Origin of the sequence: Micromonospora sp. DT68 (genome assembly GCF_049847245.1) — a bacterium.
Lineage (GTDB): Bacteria > Actinomycetota > Actinomycetes > Mycobacteriales > Micromonosporaceae > Micromonospora > Micromonospora profundi.
On sequence record NZ_JBNCNZ010000006.1, the window covers coordinates 216185 to 230111 of the forward strand.

At 72.3% G+C, this 13927-nt stretch carries 11 protein-coding genes; 7 read left to right on the forward strand and 4 right to left on the reverse strand.

Annotated elements, in window-relative coordinates; genetic code table 11:
* Nucleotides 1-10: 10 nt before the first annotated feature.
* Both ACPXB1_RS13630 and ACPXB1_RS13635 read right to left on the reverse strand, forming a co-directional pair.
* Nucleotides 11-1465: an SDR family NAD(P)-dependent oxidoreductase gene (locus ACPXB1_RS13630; protein WP_355630078.1), complete on the reverse strand. Its 1455-nt coding sequence runs from the start codon at nt 1463-1465 to the stop codon at nt 11-13.
* Between the two features lie 203 nt (nt 1466-1668).
* Complete coding sequence (locus tag ACPXB1_RS13635) at nt 1669-2565, reverse strand: siderophore-interacting protein (protein WP_355630118.1); 897 nt, start codon at nt 2563-2565, stop codon at nt 1669-1671.
* Nucleotides 2566-2672: 107 nt separating this feature from the next.
* Between ACPXB1_RS13635 and ACPXB1_RS13640 the strand changes: the two genes are divergently transcribed.
* Nucleotides 2673-5846 carry a BTAD domain-containing putative transcriptional regulator gene (locus ACPXB1_RS13640; protein ID WP_425735361.1) on the forward strand — a complete coding sequence of 1058 codons (3174 nt, stop codon included), beginning with the start codon at nt 2673-2675 and terminating at the stop codon, nt 5844-5846.
* A gap of 2 nt (nt 5847-5848) precedes the next feature.
* On the opposite strand, the gene ACPXB1_RS13645 is transcribed toward ACPXB1_RS13640, so the two are convergent.
* Both ACPXB1_RS13645 and ACPXB1_RS13650 read right to left on the reverse strand, forming a co-directional pair.
* Nucleotides 5849-6667: an ABC transporter permease gene (locus tag ACPXB1_RS13645; protein ID WP_355591660.1), complete on the reverse strand. Its 819-nt coding sequence runs from the start codon at nt 6665-6667 to the stop codon at nt 5849-5851.
* Nucleotides 6664-7644, reverse strand: coding sequence for an ATP-binding cassette domain-containing protein (locus ACPXB1_RS13650; RefSeq protein WP_355630084.1), 981 nt, complete (start codon nt 7642-7644; stop codon nt 6664-6666). Before ACPXB1_RS13650 ends, ACPXB1_RS13645 begins: the two co-directional genes overlap by 4 nt.
* A 264-nt stretch (nt 7645-7908) precedes the next feature.
* Here ACPXB1_RS13650 and ACPXB1_RS13655 point away from each other — a divergent pair, with 264 nt between their 5' ends.
* The 6 genes from ACPXB1_RS13655 (at nt 7909) to ACPXB1_RS13680 (ending at nt 13925) form a co-directional block, all read left to right on the forward strand.
* Entirely contained in the window at nt 7909-8850 is a 942-nt protein-coding gene (locus ACPXB1_RS13655; RefSeq protein ID WP_355630087.1) for a hypothetical protein, read from the forward strand.
* A gap of 152 nt (nt 8851-9002) precedes the next feature.
* On the forward strand, nt 9003-9785 hold the full coding sequence (locus tag ACPXB1_RS13660) for a S1 family peptidase (protein WP_355591651.1): 783 nt from the start codon (nt 9003-9005) through the stop codon (nt 9783-9785).
* Between the two features lie 207 nt (nt 9786-9992).
* On the forward strand, nt 9993-11021 hold the full coding sequence (locus ACPXB1_RS13665) for an iron-siderophore ABC transporter substrate-binding protein (RefSeq protein WP_355591648.1): 1029 nt from the start codon (nt 9993-9995) through the stop codon (nt 11019-11021).
* Nucleotides 11018-12061, forward strand: coding sequence for a FecCD family ABC transporter permease (locus ACPXB1_RS13670; RefSeq protein ID WP_355591645.1), 1044 nt, complete (start codon nt 11018-11020; stop codon nt 12059-12061). The genes ACPXB1_RS13665 and ACPXB1_RS13670 overlap by 4 nt, the downstream gene beginning before the upstream one ends.
* Entirely contained in the window at nt 12058-13092 is a 1035-nt protein-coding gene (locus tag ACPXB1_RS13675; RefSeq protein WP_355630090.1) for a FecCD family ABC transporter permease, read from the forward strand. The genes ACPXB1_RS13670 and ACPXB1_RS13675 overlap by 4 nt, the downstream gene beginning before the upstream one ends.
* Nucleotides 13089-13925 (forward strand): ABC transporter ATP-binding protein, encoded by an 837-nt coding sequence (locus ACPXB1_RS13680; RefSeq protein ID WP_355591639.1) that lies wholly within the window; start codon nt 13089-13091, stop codon nt 13923-13925. The genes ACPXB1_RS13675 and ACPXB1_RS13680 overlap by 4 nt, the downstream gene beginning before the upstream one ends.
* The last annotated feature ends 2 nt before the right edge of the window (nt 13926-13927 follow it).

Consider the following 13927-nt stretch of genomic DNA (forward strand, 5'->3'; position numbering starts at 1 on the left):
GGAACGTGGATCACCAGGCGCAGGGCGCGTAGTCCTTCAGGAAGCAGCCGTACAGGTCCTCACCCTGCTCGCCGCGCACGATCGGGTCGTACACCCGGGCGGCGCCGTCGACAAGGTCCAGCGGGGCGTGGAAGCCCTCGTCGGCCAGCCGCATCTTCGTCGGGTGGGGCCGCTCGTCGGTGATCCACCCGGTGTCGACGCTCGTCATCAGGATGCCGTCGGTGAGCATCTCCTCGGCGCTGGTGCGGGTCAGCATGTTCAGCGCGGCCTTGGCCATGTTGGTGTGCGGATGCCCGGGGCCCTTGTAGCCGCGCCCGAACTGGCCCTCCATGGCCGAGACGTTCACTATGTACTTGCGTCGGGCCGTCGCCGCTGCCATCGCCGGTCGCAGTCTGCTGACCAGCACGAACGGCGCTGTCACGTTGCACAACTGCACCTCGAGCAGCTCCACCGGGTCGACCTCGTGCACCCGCTGCACCCAGCTGTTCACCGAGTCGAGGTCCGGCACCAGGCCGCCCGCGTCGATGGCGGTGGACGCCGCGATCCGCTCCGGGGAGGCGGAGCCACTCGTCAACGCCAGCGCGGTGAGCGCGTGCGGGGTGAGCGCTGTCGACTCCGCGGCGGCGGTCAGGCTCCCGGCCGGGCTGCCGCCCGGCTTGGCGAACGTGATCAGCTCCGGCAGCGGACCGTCCGGCAGGGCCGCGGCCTCCGCGGCGACGAGCTGCGCGTACGCCCCGGGGGAACGACGAACGGTCTGCGCCGCGTTGTTGATGAGGATGTCGAGGGGGCCCTGGCTGCTGACCGAGTCGGCCAGGGCGATCACCTGCGCGGGGTCGCGCAGGTCGATGCCGACGATCCGCAGGCGGTGCAGCCAGTCCGCGCTGTCCGGCATCGCCGCGAACCGGCGGACCGCGTCGTGCGGGAACCGCGTGGTCACCGTCGTGTGCGCGCCGTCGCGCAGCAGCCGCAGCGCGATGTACATGCCGATCTTGGCCCGGCCGCCGGTGAGCAGCGCGCGGCGGCCGGTCAGGTCGGTGCGGGCGTCCCGACGCTGCCTGTTGAGCGCGGCGCAGGACGGGCAGAGCTGGTGGTAGAAGGCGTCCACCTCGCGGTAGCGCTGCTTGCAGACGTAACAGCCGCGCGGGTTGTGCAGGACGCCTGCCGTGGCGCCGACGGTGGGAGACGCGAGCGGGATGCCCTGGGTCTCGTCGTCGATCCGGCCGGGGGCGCCGGTGGCGGTGGCCTCCGTCACCGCCCGGTCGGCGGCCAGGATGGCGTCACGCCGCTCCTCGCGCCGACGCTGCTTGATCACCTTGTAGAGGCGCGCGGTGGCCCGCTGCACCCGCAGCACGTCGGGGTGATCCGGAGGCAGCTCCTCCAACGCCGCGAAGACGCTGAGACAGGTCTCCAGCTGCACGCGGTCGATAGCGTGCTTGCCGTTTGTCGGGTGTGTGTCCGCCGTCATGCGTCTGTGTCTCGTCCCGTTCCCGGTGCCGGATGAGCCGGCCCACCTCAAGTCCGACCCGAAACTGTACGCACCGCACGGCGTCGAACGCATCCCGCGCTCCGTGGCCCCGCCCGGAGAGCGCCTGGTCAGGGCAGACCCGGCTTCGGCCGCCAGGTCCCTGATAGCGGGGTCTCCGGGCCTTGGCGAGAGCGTCGGCGACCTCAGGCGGCCCGGCCGAGTCGCCAGTAGCCCATGAACGCCACAGCCCGCCGGTCCAGACCCCGTTCGGCGACGAGGTGCCGGCGCAGGGCGCGGATGGCGCCGGCCTCTCCGGCCAGCCACGCGTACAGCGGCGTCGCGGGCACCTCGTCGGGGACCTCCCACAGGATCTCGGTGTCCACGTCCACGTCCGAGATCGACTGGTCCGCACTGCACGGGCCGGTGAGCAGTTCCTCCGTCGCGGCGGCGACGGCGGGTACCAGTTGGCTGCCGTGCCCGCCCGTGCCCCGGGGCACCCAGCGGACCTCGACGCCGGGCGGAGCGGCAAGCGGCAGCACGTCGCCGGCTTCAGGCACCTCCAGCACGACGATGCCCCGCGTGTCCTGGGGGAGCCGCTCGCAGATGCCGCTGATGGCCGGTACGGCTGTTTCGTCGCCGGCCAGCAGCAGGCAGCCCGCCGCCGGGGGCTGGAACTCGATGCCGCCGTGGTCCCCGTCGTAGCCGGCGTCCGGGCCGACGAGGGCGATCTCGTCACCGACGCTCGCCCGCCGGGCCCAGCGCGTCGCCGGCCCGCTGTCGCCGTGCAGCACCAGGTCGACGTCGACCTCGGCCAGGTGCGGACGGACCGCGCGCACGGTGTAGGTGCGAATCGGGTTGCGCCGGTGCTCGGGCAGGGCCCGCCACGCGGCGTACCAGTCCGGCCCCTGCGGCAGGTCCACTCCGCGCCGGCCAGGCAGCGGCAACGCCAGCTTGATCCGCTGGTCGTAGCCGTTGTCGGCGAATCGGTCGAGGTCCGCCCCGGTGAACGTCACACGCGTGAAGGAGGGGCTGAGCCGCTCGACCGCGCGCACTGTGACGGCGAACGAGCGCCACGGCGCGACGGGCAGAGTCTGGGTCAGGGTGCCTGGCATGAGGAAAGGCTTACCTAACTTGATGATGAACTGTCAAGCCGTTCCCGCGACCGGCCAGGCCGACGCCCCCCGAAAGGGTGAGGGATGCTGGGTCCGTGCAGATCACGATCCTCGGCCCGCTCGCTGTCGACGGGCAGCCGATCCGGGGCGAACGGCTCGCCGCAGTGGTCCGCGCGCTCGTCGACGCGCGCGGGCGGGCGGTCTCCACCAGCCTGCTCGTCGACGCGGTCTGGGACGGCAGCCCACCCGACGACGCCGCGGGCGCCGTCCAGGCGTTGGTGTCCAGGGCGCGTCGGCTCGGGCTGCCAGTGGTCGCTGTGCCGGGCGGTTACCGACTGCCCGCCGAGGAGGTGACCGTCGACGCGGTCGAGGCACGCGCCCTCGTCGACCGGGCGCGCGCCGCGCTGCGGTCCGGCGACGTTCACGCCGCACGCGACACTGCCGATCGGGCACGCGTCCTGTTCGGCGCTGTCCCGGACCTCGACACCGCCGAGGACGCGAACCTGTTCGCGGACGTCGCCGCGCTGCGCGCCCAGACGGCGCTCGCCGGTGCGGGCCCGTTCGACGAGGTCGACCTGCGTCGGCTCGTCGCGCGTACGCCGCCGCACGAGCCGTCCGCAGCACTGCTCGTGCGGGTGCTCGCCGCGCAGGGCCGCGAGGCCGAGGCGCTGGAGGTGGTCGAGCGGCTCCGCGAGGAGCTGGCCGACCGGTACGGCACCGACCCGGCGCCGGTGATCACCCAGGTCCACGTGGCGTTGCTCCGTGGCGAACTCACCGCACCGGCGGCCGTGACGTCGACGCCCCGGCAGCCGGGGTTGCCCGCCGGGTGGCGCCGGCCGGTGACGGCCCTCGTGGGGCGGGAGCGGGACGTCGAGGCCGTGCGGGACGCCCTCACCCAGGCGGCCCTGGTGACGGTCGTGGCGACCGGTGGCGCCGGCAAGACGCGGCTCGCCGCCGAGGTGGCGCGGCGCGCGGTCGAGGCCGGGCAGCCGGTACGGGTGGTCGAACTCGCCGGCCTCCGGTCACCCGACGAGGTGCTGCCCACGGTGCTCGCGGTGCTCGGTGGCGCGGACACCTCGACCACCGGCGGCAACCTGGGCCTCGAACGGCGGGTGCTCGCCCCGGAGGAGCGGCTGCGCGCCGTGGCGCCGGACGTCGACGGGCTTGTGGTTCTGGACAACTGCGAGCACGTCCTCGGCGCGGCGGCCACAGTCGTCGCGGACCTGCTGGCCGTCACCTCGCCGGAGGTCGCCGTGCTCGCGACGAGCCGGGCACCGCTGGGCCTGGCCGGCGAGACGGTGCACCGCCTGTCCGTCCTGCCCGACGCCGACGCGCTCGGGCTGATCGAGTCCCGGGCCAGGGCCGGCGGCGCGGTGCCCACCTGGGACGCCGAGCGGGCGCTCGCGCTGTGCCATCGACTCGACAACCTGCCGCTGGCGCTCGAACTGGCCGCCGCACGGCTGCGCCACATGCCGATCGACGACGTGCTCGCGGGGTTGACCGACCGGTTCGCACTGCTCGACGACGCCCTGCGCGGCCTGCCGGAGCGCCACGCGAGCCTGTGGGCGATGGTCGACTGGAGCCGCGAACTGCTCGCCCCCGACGACCAGACGCTCCTCCAACGGCTCGCTGTCATCCCCGCGCCGTTCACCGCGGACCTCGCAGCCGCCGTCGCCCAGGGCGCCGACGTCCGGCGCGGCCTGGCGACGCTCGTCGAACAGTCCCTGCTGACCCTCGTCGAGGGCGAGAGCCCGCCCCGCTACCGGATGCTCGAAACGGTCCGCGAGTACGGCGAAGCCCGCCTCGACGCGGCCGGCGAGCGGGACCGGGCGATGGCCGGCCTTGTCGACTGGGCCCGCGAGCGGGCCGTCGCCCTCGGCGCGCGGTTCATCGGCCCCGGCCAGATCGAGGCGCTCGACGGCTGCGCCACCGAGCAGGACAACCTGATGGCGGGCCTGCGCTGGGCGCTCGGGCACGACGACGAGCCGGCCGCGGTCGACGTCGCCACCGCGTTGCTCCACCTCTGGACGGTGCGCGGCCTGCACCTGGAGGTCGTCGGCTGGGCGCGGGGCCTGCTGCACGTCGACCACCCGCGGCGGCGGCGACACTCGGCGATCCAGTCGGGCCAGGCCGCCGGCCGACCGCTGCCCCACGCCGACCGGCTCGCCTGGATGTGCCTCGTGATCGGCCTGAACGCCGGCATCAGTGGTGAACTGCGCCTCGCCGGGTTGGCCCACCGGGCCCTGCGGCGACTCCTGGCCGAGCGGCCGTCTGAGATGTCGTCCCGGATGACCGCGCTCGCGGCGGCGTTGCCCGGCTTCGACGGGGTCGACCTGGACAAGAGCCTGACGAGCGCGACAACGCTGGCCGTGCACCCGGACCCGTACGTGCAGGGGCTCGGCCTGTTCGCCCGTGCGGCCGTACGGGAGAACGGCGGCATGCCGCAGGCGTCGATCGTCGACGCCGAGCAGGCGTACCTCCGCTTCGAGGCCGTCGGTGACCACTGGGGCATGGCGATGGCGGCCGGTGCCGTCGGGCAGTTCCTGATCCCGGCCGGGGAGGCCCGGTCGGCCGACTGGCTGGCGCGCAGCGTCCGGCACATGGAACTCGTCGGCGCCACGCAGGACGCGCGGTCGATCCGGGTGCGGCTGGACATGCACCTTGCCCTCAGCGGCGATCCCGAGGCGGCGCGACGGTTGCAGGAGACCGCGACATCGGGTCAGGCCGATCAGGCCGACGTCGCCCAGGCGCGCCTCGGCCTGGCCCACCTCGCCTGGCTGCAGGGCCGGTACGACGAGGCGCTCGCGCACGCCGAGGAGGTGAGCCGGACGCTCGCCGAGTGGACCGGGCCGCCACCGCAGCCGCGCGTCATGCTCCGGGTCGGGTTGGCCGGTCTGTACCTGCGGATCGCCGAGGTGCGACAGGCGTCGACAGGTGACGTCGACTCCCAGGCGGTCGCCCTGCTGGCGCTCGCCCGCGACGACGCGCTGGCCTCGCGTGACCTGCCGGTGATCGGGGCGTGGGCGCTGGGCGGCGCGGAACTCGCGGCGTACCGCGGTGACGTGGGCGTGGCCCGCGAACTGGCCGCGCTCGCCACGCGGCTCGGCAGCCACGTCGAGTCGTTCTTCCCGCCCGGGTACGGCGAACGGCTCATCGCCACCCTCGGTGACGAGGAGCAGCGTGAGCCGTTGCTGACCGCGTGGCGGGAGCGGCCGGTGGCCATGGCCACCGCCCGGATCCGCGAGCTGATGGGCGACCTGCTCGCCTGAGGTCAGATCTTCCTGCGGTACGCGCGCAGCGCCAGCGGCATGAACAGCGCCACGAAGACGGCGCACCACGCGAGGGTCCACCACGCGTGGGAGCCGAGCGGGGTGCCGAGGAACAGGCCGCGTACCGATGCGACCAGGTGGGTCATCGGGTTGACGTCCACGAACGTCCGCATCCAGCCCGGCAGGGTGTCGGCGCTGACGAACACGTTCGACGCGAAGCTCAACGGCATGATCAGCGCGAACATCAGACCCTGCACGGCACCCGGGGTGCGCACCTTCATCGACACGTAGACCGGCAGCCAACTGAGGCACAGGGCGAACAGCACCGCGAGCAGACACCCGGCGATGGCCCGCACCGGGCCGGTGTCGATCCGGAAACCCATCAGGTAGCCGATCGCGAGGGTCGAGACCGTGACGATCACGTACCGGACGACGTCGCCGAGCACCGCGCCGACAAGTGGCGCTGAGCGGGGGATCGGCAGCGACCGGAACCGGTCGAAGATGCCCTTGGCGATGTCGGTGTTGAGGTTGACGCCGATCGCGATGGCCCCGGTGGCGATGGTCTGCGCCAGGATGCCGGGCAGCAGGAACTGCAGGTAGTCGTGGGTGGAGCCGGCGACCGCGCCGCCGAAGATGTACACGAAGATGACGAGGAACAGCACCGGCTGCAACGTGACGTCGACGAGCGCCTCGGGCGTACGCCAGGTCTTGATGAGGCTGCGCTTGGTCAGTGCCAAGGAGTGCCGGACGAGCCGGAACGGGCGGGGTTGGCCGACGGCCGTCGGGCGCGCCGGCCCCGTGGTGCCGATCAGTGTGCTCATGCCGCGACCTCCGTGCGGTTGGTGGTGTCGTCGTCGGATGCCGTACGCCCGGTGAGGGTGAGGAACACCTCGTCGAGGCTCGGCAGGTGCAGGGAGAGTTCGGTGACCGAGATCCCTGCGGCGGCGAAGCGCGCGACGCTCTCGGTGAGGGCCTTGTGGTCGGTGACCGGGACCGCGAGGACGCCCTTGCGGATCTCGTCGGCCCGCGTGCCGGAGCCGACCTCGGACAGGATCGCCGCGATCCGGGGTAGCTGCGCGCTGTCGCTCGGCCGGACCTCCAGGGTCTGCCCGCCCACCACCCGTTTGAGCCCGTCGGGTGTGTCGTGCGCGATGACCCGCCCGTGGTCGATCACCGTGATCGCGTCGGCGAGCGCGTCAGCCTCCTCCAGGTACTGCGTGGTGAGCAGCACTGTCGAGCCGTTCGACACAAGCGACCGGACCACGCCCCACATGTCCTCGCGCTTGGCCGGGTCGAGGCCGGTCGTCGGCTCGTCCAGGAAGATCACGTCGGGGGAGCCGACGAGGCTGGCGGCCAGGTCCAGCCGCCGCCGCATGCCGCCGGAGTACGTCTTGGCCGGCCGGTTCGCGGCGTCGGTCAGGTCGAACCAGTCGAGCAGTTCGGCGGCCCGCCGCCGGGCGCCGGCGCGCCCCAACTCCAGCAGCGTGCCGAACAACTCCAGGTTCTGCCGCCCGGTCAGGTCCTCGTCGACCGAGGCGTACTGGCCGGTGAGGCCGATGCTCTGCCGGACCCGCTCGGCGTCGCGGACCACGTCGAAGCCGCCGATCCGGGCGGTGCCGGCGTCCGGGGCCAGCAGCGTGGAGAGGATGCGCACGGCGGTCGTCTTGCCTGCGCCGTTGGGGCCGAGCACCCCGAGCACCGTGCCCCGGGGCACGGCGAGGTCCACGCCCCGCAGCGCCCTCGTCTTCCCGAAGGTCTTGACGAGGCCCTCGGCCTCGATCATGAGGTCGTTTGTCATGCCGCACAGCGTGCGCGGGTCGGCTGACACCGCGCCGACACGACCACCGACACGGCCTGACACGGGGCGCGGGCGGGGGCGGCTGACAGCGCGGTTCGCGATATGCTGGCCACGGCAGAGCGCCTGCCAGCGCCCGATGTGGCGGCCCACGCCCGACCGCATGCTGGGGCCAAGAGTCTCCGACTCCGCGCCGTCGTGTCGACGTCCGGCGTGCCGACCACGCCGCCTGTTCGGTGGAGTGCGTGGGGCTGCACCGGAGGCGCCATGTCCAACCAGAACCCCCGCCGCACCCCGGCCACGGGCCGTGCCCGTAAGCGCGCGATCCGCGAGCAGGCGGCCCGCACCGGCGTCGCCTACTCGGTGGCCAGCCGGCACATCGAGTCGATTGGTCTGCAACCAGGCGAGACGCTCGCCACCTATGGGCGGACGATCTATCCGATCGGCTTCGACCCGTACCGTCAGCTGCTTGTCGAGCGCCGTGAGCGGCGTTCGTTCCAGGAACGGGTGGCGGACACGCGGCGAGCCTCGGTGCTTCCCGACGGCCGCGCCCGGCACCTCGCCGAGCGCTTCCCGCCCAGCCGGGGACGCACGGGCGCCGGTGTGGGCACGCTCTACCAGGGCGAGGGCCGCGAGGACCTGCTCGCGATGGTCTACCTCGTGGTGGCGGTCGAGTCGCCAGGGCTGCTGCCCGACGTGGGGGACCTCGCCTGGATCGCGGAGCTGGGCGAGGACACGGCGCTCGACACCGCCTGCGCCGAGGTCGACCGTGAGGCCCGCCGCCTGCTCGACCGGGAGCCGCTGGTGCTCTGGTCGGTCATCGAGGAGGCGCTGGCCATCGCCGAAGCCGGCGCGGACCGGCGGATCCGCCAGGAGGCGATCAGGCAGACCGCGCACGTCCGCGCGATGATGACGCCGCGTGTCGGGTGCTCGGGTGAGCCGGAGGTGCAGGGCCTACCGATCGCCGGTGTCCGGCAGATCCTCGACGCGCTGCTCATCGTCGCCGACGACGGACATGCGCCGGGCACCCGGGTACGCCTGCGCACCGGGCCCGGCGAGACTCCGTTGGCCACGATCGTCGGCGCCAGGTGGGGAGCGCCGGGTCCGCCCACGGGCTATCTGGTGTGGGTCGACGGGGCGGCGGCGCCATTGTCGGTCCGAGCCGACGAGCTTGTCGTACTGGCTGGTCAGGAGTCCTTGCCCCGATGACCTGGCCGCCCGGCCCGGCGCCGGGCCGGTGCCATACCGCGGGGGTACGACCCAGAGAAGATGAGCCAACCAATCCATGAGCCTCAATATGATGGCGGCTATCTCGAATGAGGTGCGCTCACGAGGCGTACCGCCATGATGCGGAGGAATGCATGGTTCGCTGGCGTACCCTCACCGGCCTGGTGGCCGCCGCGCTTGCCGCGGCCAGCCTCGCCCTCGCCGCCCCGGCCGCGGCCGACAGCCCGATCACGCCTAACGTCGTCGGCGGCAGCCGCGCCGCCCAGGGTGAGTTCCCGTTCATGGTGCGGCTCTCGATGGGCTGCGGTGGCGCCCTCTACAGCCCCCGACTGGTGCTCACGGCCGCGCACTGTGTGGGCGCCACCGGCACCAACACCAGCATCACCGCCACCCTCGGTGCTGTCGACCTCCAGTCGTCGAGCCGGATCACCGTCCGGTCGAACTACGTCTACCGGGCACCCGGCTACAACGGCAGCGGCCGGGACTGGGCGCTGATCCGACTGGCAACCCCCGTCACCGGGTTGAGCACGCTGAACATCGCCACCACCACCGCGTACGACAGTGGCACCTTCACCGTCGCCGGCTGGGGCGCGGCGCGGGAGGGCGGCAGCCAGCAGCGGTATCTGCTCAAGGCGACAGTCCCGTTCGTCAGCGACTCGACCTGCAACTCCTACTACGGCGGCGACATCATCCCCGCGCAGGAGATCTGCGCCGGCTACGCCAGTGGCGGGGTGGACACCTGCCAGGGTGACTCGGGCGGTCCGATGTTCCGCCGGGACGCCGCCAACGCCTGGATCCAGGTCGGCATCGTCAGTTGGGGCCAGGGCTGCGCCCGGCCCAACTATCCCGGTGTCTACACCCAGGTGAGCTACTTCGCCTCGTCGATCGCCTCCGCCGCGGCGAGCCTCGGCGGCTGACCGCGTCCGGTGACCTGATCGACGGGTCGGCGGCCCCCTCGACGCCGGCCCACGGGCGGCCCGGACGACTGTCCGGGCCGCCCGCACGTGCGCGCCTCCGATCACCGGCTCCTCCTGCAAGATCGGCCGGTGACCCCGCGCTGCGAGAACGACTCACATCGTTATGTTAGGTTAGCCTCCCCTAACAAAGCGATGGAGTTTAGAGGCATGCGCTCACACCGTTTCCTGGCCGGGTTCGTCGCCCTGGCCGCGACATTGGCGCTCGCCGCCTGTGGCGACTCGACCGAGCCGGATGAGGCCTCCGCCGCCGGCAGTTCCGCCACCTTCCCGGTCACGATCAAGCACGCGCTCGGCACCACGACGATCAATGAGCAGCCGAAGCGGGTCGCGACAGTTGCCTGGGCCAACCACGAGGTGCCCCTCGCCCTCGGCGTCGTCCCCGTCGGGATGGCGAAGGCCAACTTCGGTGACGACGACGGCGACGGCGTCCTGCCGTGGGTCGCCGAGAAGCTCAAGACGCTCGGCGGCACCGCCCCGGTGCTGTTCGACGAGAACGACGGCATCAACTTCGAGGCCGTCGCCGACACCAAGCCGGACGTCATCCTGGCCGCGTACTCGGGCCTGACCCAGCAGGAGTACGACACCCTCAGCAAGATCGCCCCGGTCGTCGCCTACCCCGAGGCGCCCTGGGCCACCGCGTGGCGCGACACCATCAAGCTGGAGAGTCAGGCCCTCGGCCTCGCCAAGGAGGGCGACGCGCTGATCGCCGACATCGAGAAGCAGATGACCGAAGCCGCCGCGAAGCACCCGCAGCTGGCGGGGAAGTCGGCAATGTTCATGACGCACATCGACCCCACCGACCTGAGCAAGATCGGTTTCTACACGACGCACGACACCCGGGCGCAGTTCTTCGGCGACCTCGGCCTGAAGGTGCCGGCCAGCATCGCCACCCTCTCCGCCGGCACCGACAAGTTCAGCCTCACCCAGAGCGCCGAGCAGATCCAGGTCTTCAACGACGTGGACGTCATCGTCGCCTACGGTGACGACAAGCTCCTCGCCGCCGCACAGGCCGACCCGCTGCTGTCGAAGATCCCCGCGATCAAGCGCGGTTCGGTGGTCATGCTCTCCGGCGCCACGCCGCTGGGCACCGCCGCGAACCCGACCCCGCTGGCCATCGGATTCGTGCTGAACGACTACGTCGCGATGCTCGCCAAGGCAGCCGACAAGGTGTCATGACCACGCTCGACACGCGTACCGTGCCGGACGCCGCAGTGGTGCGGCGTCCGGCGCCGGTACGACTGCTGTGGTTCCTCGTCGCGATCGCGGTGCTGCTGTCGCTCATGGCGGCATCAGTGGCGCTGGGTTCCCGCAGCGTCGGGTGGTCCGACATCCTCGCCGCGTTCCAGGGCGTGGACGACACAATGGAACAGGCCGCCGTCACCAAACGGATCCCCCGCACCCTGCTCGCCGTGACCGTCGGAGCGGCGCTCGGCCTGGCCGGGGCCGTGATGCAGGGTGTGACCCGTAACCCGCTTGCCGACCCCGGGATCCTGGGCGTGAACATGGGGGCGTCGCTCGCCGTGGTCACCGGGATGGTCATGTTCGGCCTCTCCTCGCCGACCAGCTACCTCTGGGTCGCGATCCTCGGCGCGGGCCTCGCGGCCGTCTTCGTGTACGCAGTCGGCTCCCTCGGACGCGGTGGCGCGACGCCGCTCAAACTCGCGCTCGCCGGCGCCGCCACCTCCGCCGCGCTCGCGTCACTGATCAGCGCCTTCGTGCTGCCCCGCAACGACGTGGCCGGCAACTTCCGCTCGTGGCAGATCGGCGGCGTCGGCGGGGCCACCTACGACAGCATCCGGCAGGCACTGCCGTTTCTCGCAGTGGGCCTGGTGGTCTGTCTCCTGTCCGGCCGGGCACTGAACTCGCTCGCCCTCGGTGACGACCTCGCCGCCGGGCTCGGCGAGCGGGTCGCCGTGGTGCGGGGCGTCGCGGGCGCCGGATCGGTGGTGCTGTGCGGCGCGGCCACGGCGGTCGCCGGACCCATCGGCTTCGTCGGCCTCGTCGTACCGCACGTGTGCCGGCTGCTCATCGGGCTCGACCACAGGTGGCTGCTGCCGTTCTCCGCGCTGCTGGGCGCGTCGTTGCTGACCGCCGCCGACGTCGTCGGCCGGGTGGTGGCCCGCCCCGCGGAGATCGACGTGGGCATCGTGACGGCGCTCATCGGCGCACCGTTCTTCATCTACATCGTCCGGCGGCAGAAGGTACGCGAGCTGTGAGCACTGCGACTCTGACGGCCGTCACCCACGGCCGGGTCCGCCGTACGCGTCGACGGCGGGCCGTCCTCGCCGTCCTCGCGGCCCTCGTCGTCGCGGCGTTCGCCGTATCGCTGATGGCGGGACGCACCTTCTATCCTCCCGCCGACGTCCTGGCCGTGCTCTCCGGCGAGGACGTCCCCGGCGCGTCCTTCACCGTCGGTACGCTCCGCCTGCCGCGCGCCGTTCTCGCGGTCCTGGCCGGCGCCTGCTTCGGGCTCGGCGGCGTCACCTTCCAGACGATGCTGCGCAACCCGCTCGCCAGCCCCGACATGATCGGCATCAGCTCCGGCGCGAGCGCCGCCGCCGCCTTCGCGATCGTGGTGCTGAACCTCGGCGAGGCGGGCGTGTCCGCGTTCGCGATCGTCGTCGGGCTGGCGGTGGCGCTCGTCATCTACCTGCTGTCCTTCAAGGACGGCGTCGCCGGCACCCGACTCGTGCTCATCGGCATCGGCATGGCAGCCATGCTCGACAGCCTCACCGCGTACGTCCTGAGCCAGGCCGCCGAGTGGGACCTTCAGGAGGCGTTGCGCTGGCTGACCGGCAGCCTCAACGGCGTCACCTGGAAGCAGGTCACTCCGGTGGCCGTCGCCGTGGCCGTCCTGGCGCCGGTGCTGCTGGGTCAGGCCCGCAACCTGTCGATGATGCAGTTGGGTGACGACACCGCGGCGGCGCTCGGTGTCCGCCTCGAACGCACCCGGATCCTGGTCATCGTCGCGGCCGTCGGCCTGATCTCCTTCGCCACCGCGGCCACCGGGCCGATCGCCTTCGTGGCGTTCCTGTCCGGGCCGATCGCCGCCCGGCTCGTCGGCCCGGTCGGGTCGCTGCTGCTGCCGTCCGCCCTGGTGGGCTCGCTGCTGGTGCTCGTCGCGGACTTCGTCGGCCAGTTCGCCTTCGACACCCGCTACCCGGTGGGTGTCGTGACCGGTGTGCTCGGCGCCCCGTACCTCATCTACCTGCTCATCCGGACCAACCGCGCGGGAGGCTCGCTGTGACCACCACCCACACGCTCGCGGTCGAGAGTCTCATGCTCGGCTACAAGGACCGCGTCGTCATCTCCTCACTCGACCTCGTCGTGCCACCCGGAAAGATCACGGCGATCGTCGGCGCGAACGCGTGCGGCAAGTCGACACTGCTGCGCTCCATGTCGCGACTGCTCGCGCCCCGCGCCGGCCACGTCCTGCTCGACGGCAAAGAGGTGCACCGGCTGCCGGCCAAGCAACTGGCCCGTACCCTCGGGCTGCTTCCCCAGTCACCGACCGCGCCCGAGGGCATCACGGTGGCCGACCTGGTCGGACGCGGGCGCAACCCCCACCAGCGGGTGCTCTCGCGCTGGAGCAGACAGGACGACGCCGCCGTGGCGGCGGCCCTCGACGCGACACACACCGCCGACCTCGCCGACCGTTCGGTCGACGAACTCTCCGGCGGCCAGCGGCAGCGGGTCTGGATCGCGATGGCCCTGGCCCAGCAGACGGACCTGCTGCTGCTCGACGAGCCGACGACGTTCCTCGACGTCAGCCACCAGATCGAAGTGCTCGACCTGCTCACCGACCTCAATCTGACCCGCGGGACGACGATCGTGATGGTGTTGCACGACCTCAACCTCGCGGCCCGGTACGCGGATCATCTCATCGCATTGGCCGCCGGTACGCTGCACGCTGCGGGTGAGCCGGCACAGGTCCTGACGCGAGAGTGCGTCCGTGCCGTGTTCGGCCTCGAAAGCCAGGTCATCATCGATCCGACGTCGGAGAAGCCCCTCATGTTGCCCATCGGCCGCCACCACGTCGTCCCGTCCGCCGGTGCTCTCTCCCCGCTCGCCGGGGCCTGACG

Coding starts and splice junctions, on each gene's coding strand:
- ACPXB1_RS13630 (WP_355630078.1), bottom strand. CDS start 1,465: ATGACGGCGGACACACACCCGACAAACGGCAAGCACGCTATCGACCGC.
- ACPXB1_RS13645 (WP_355591660.1), bottom strand. CDS start 6,667: ATGAGCACACTGATCGGCACCACGGGGCCGGCGCGCCCGACGGCCGTC.
- ACPXB1_RS13650 (WP_355630084.1), bottom strand. CDS start 7,644: ATGACAAACGACCTCATGATCGAGGCCGAGGGCCTCGTCAAGACCTTC.
- ACPXB1_RS13655 (WP_355630087.1), top strand. CDS start 7,909: ATGTCCAACCAGAACCCCCGCCGCACCCCGGCCACGGGCCGTGCCCGT.
- ACPXB1_RS13660 (WP_355591651.1), top strand. CDS start 9,003: ATGGTTCGCTGGCGTACCCTCACCGGCCTGGTGGCCGCCGCGCTTGCC.
- ACPXB1_RS13665 (WP_355591648.1), top strand. CDS start 9,993: ATGCGCTCACACCGTTTCCTGGCCGGGTTCGTCGCCCTGGCCGCGACA.
- ACPXB1_RS13670 (WP_355591645.1), top strand. CDS start 11,018: ATGACCACGCTCGACACGCGTACCGTGCCGGACGCCGCAGTGGTGCGG.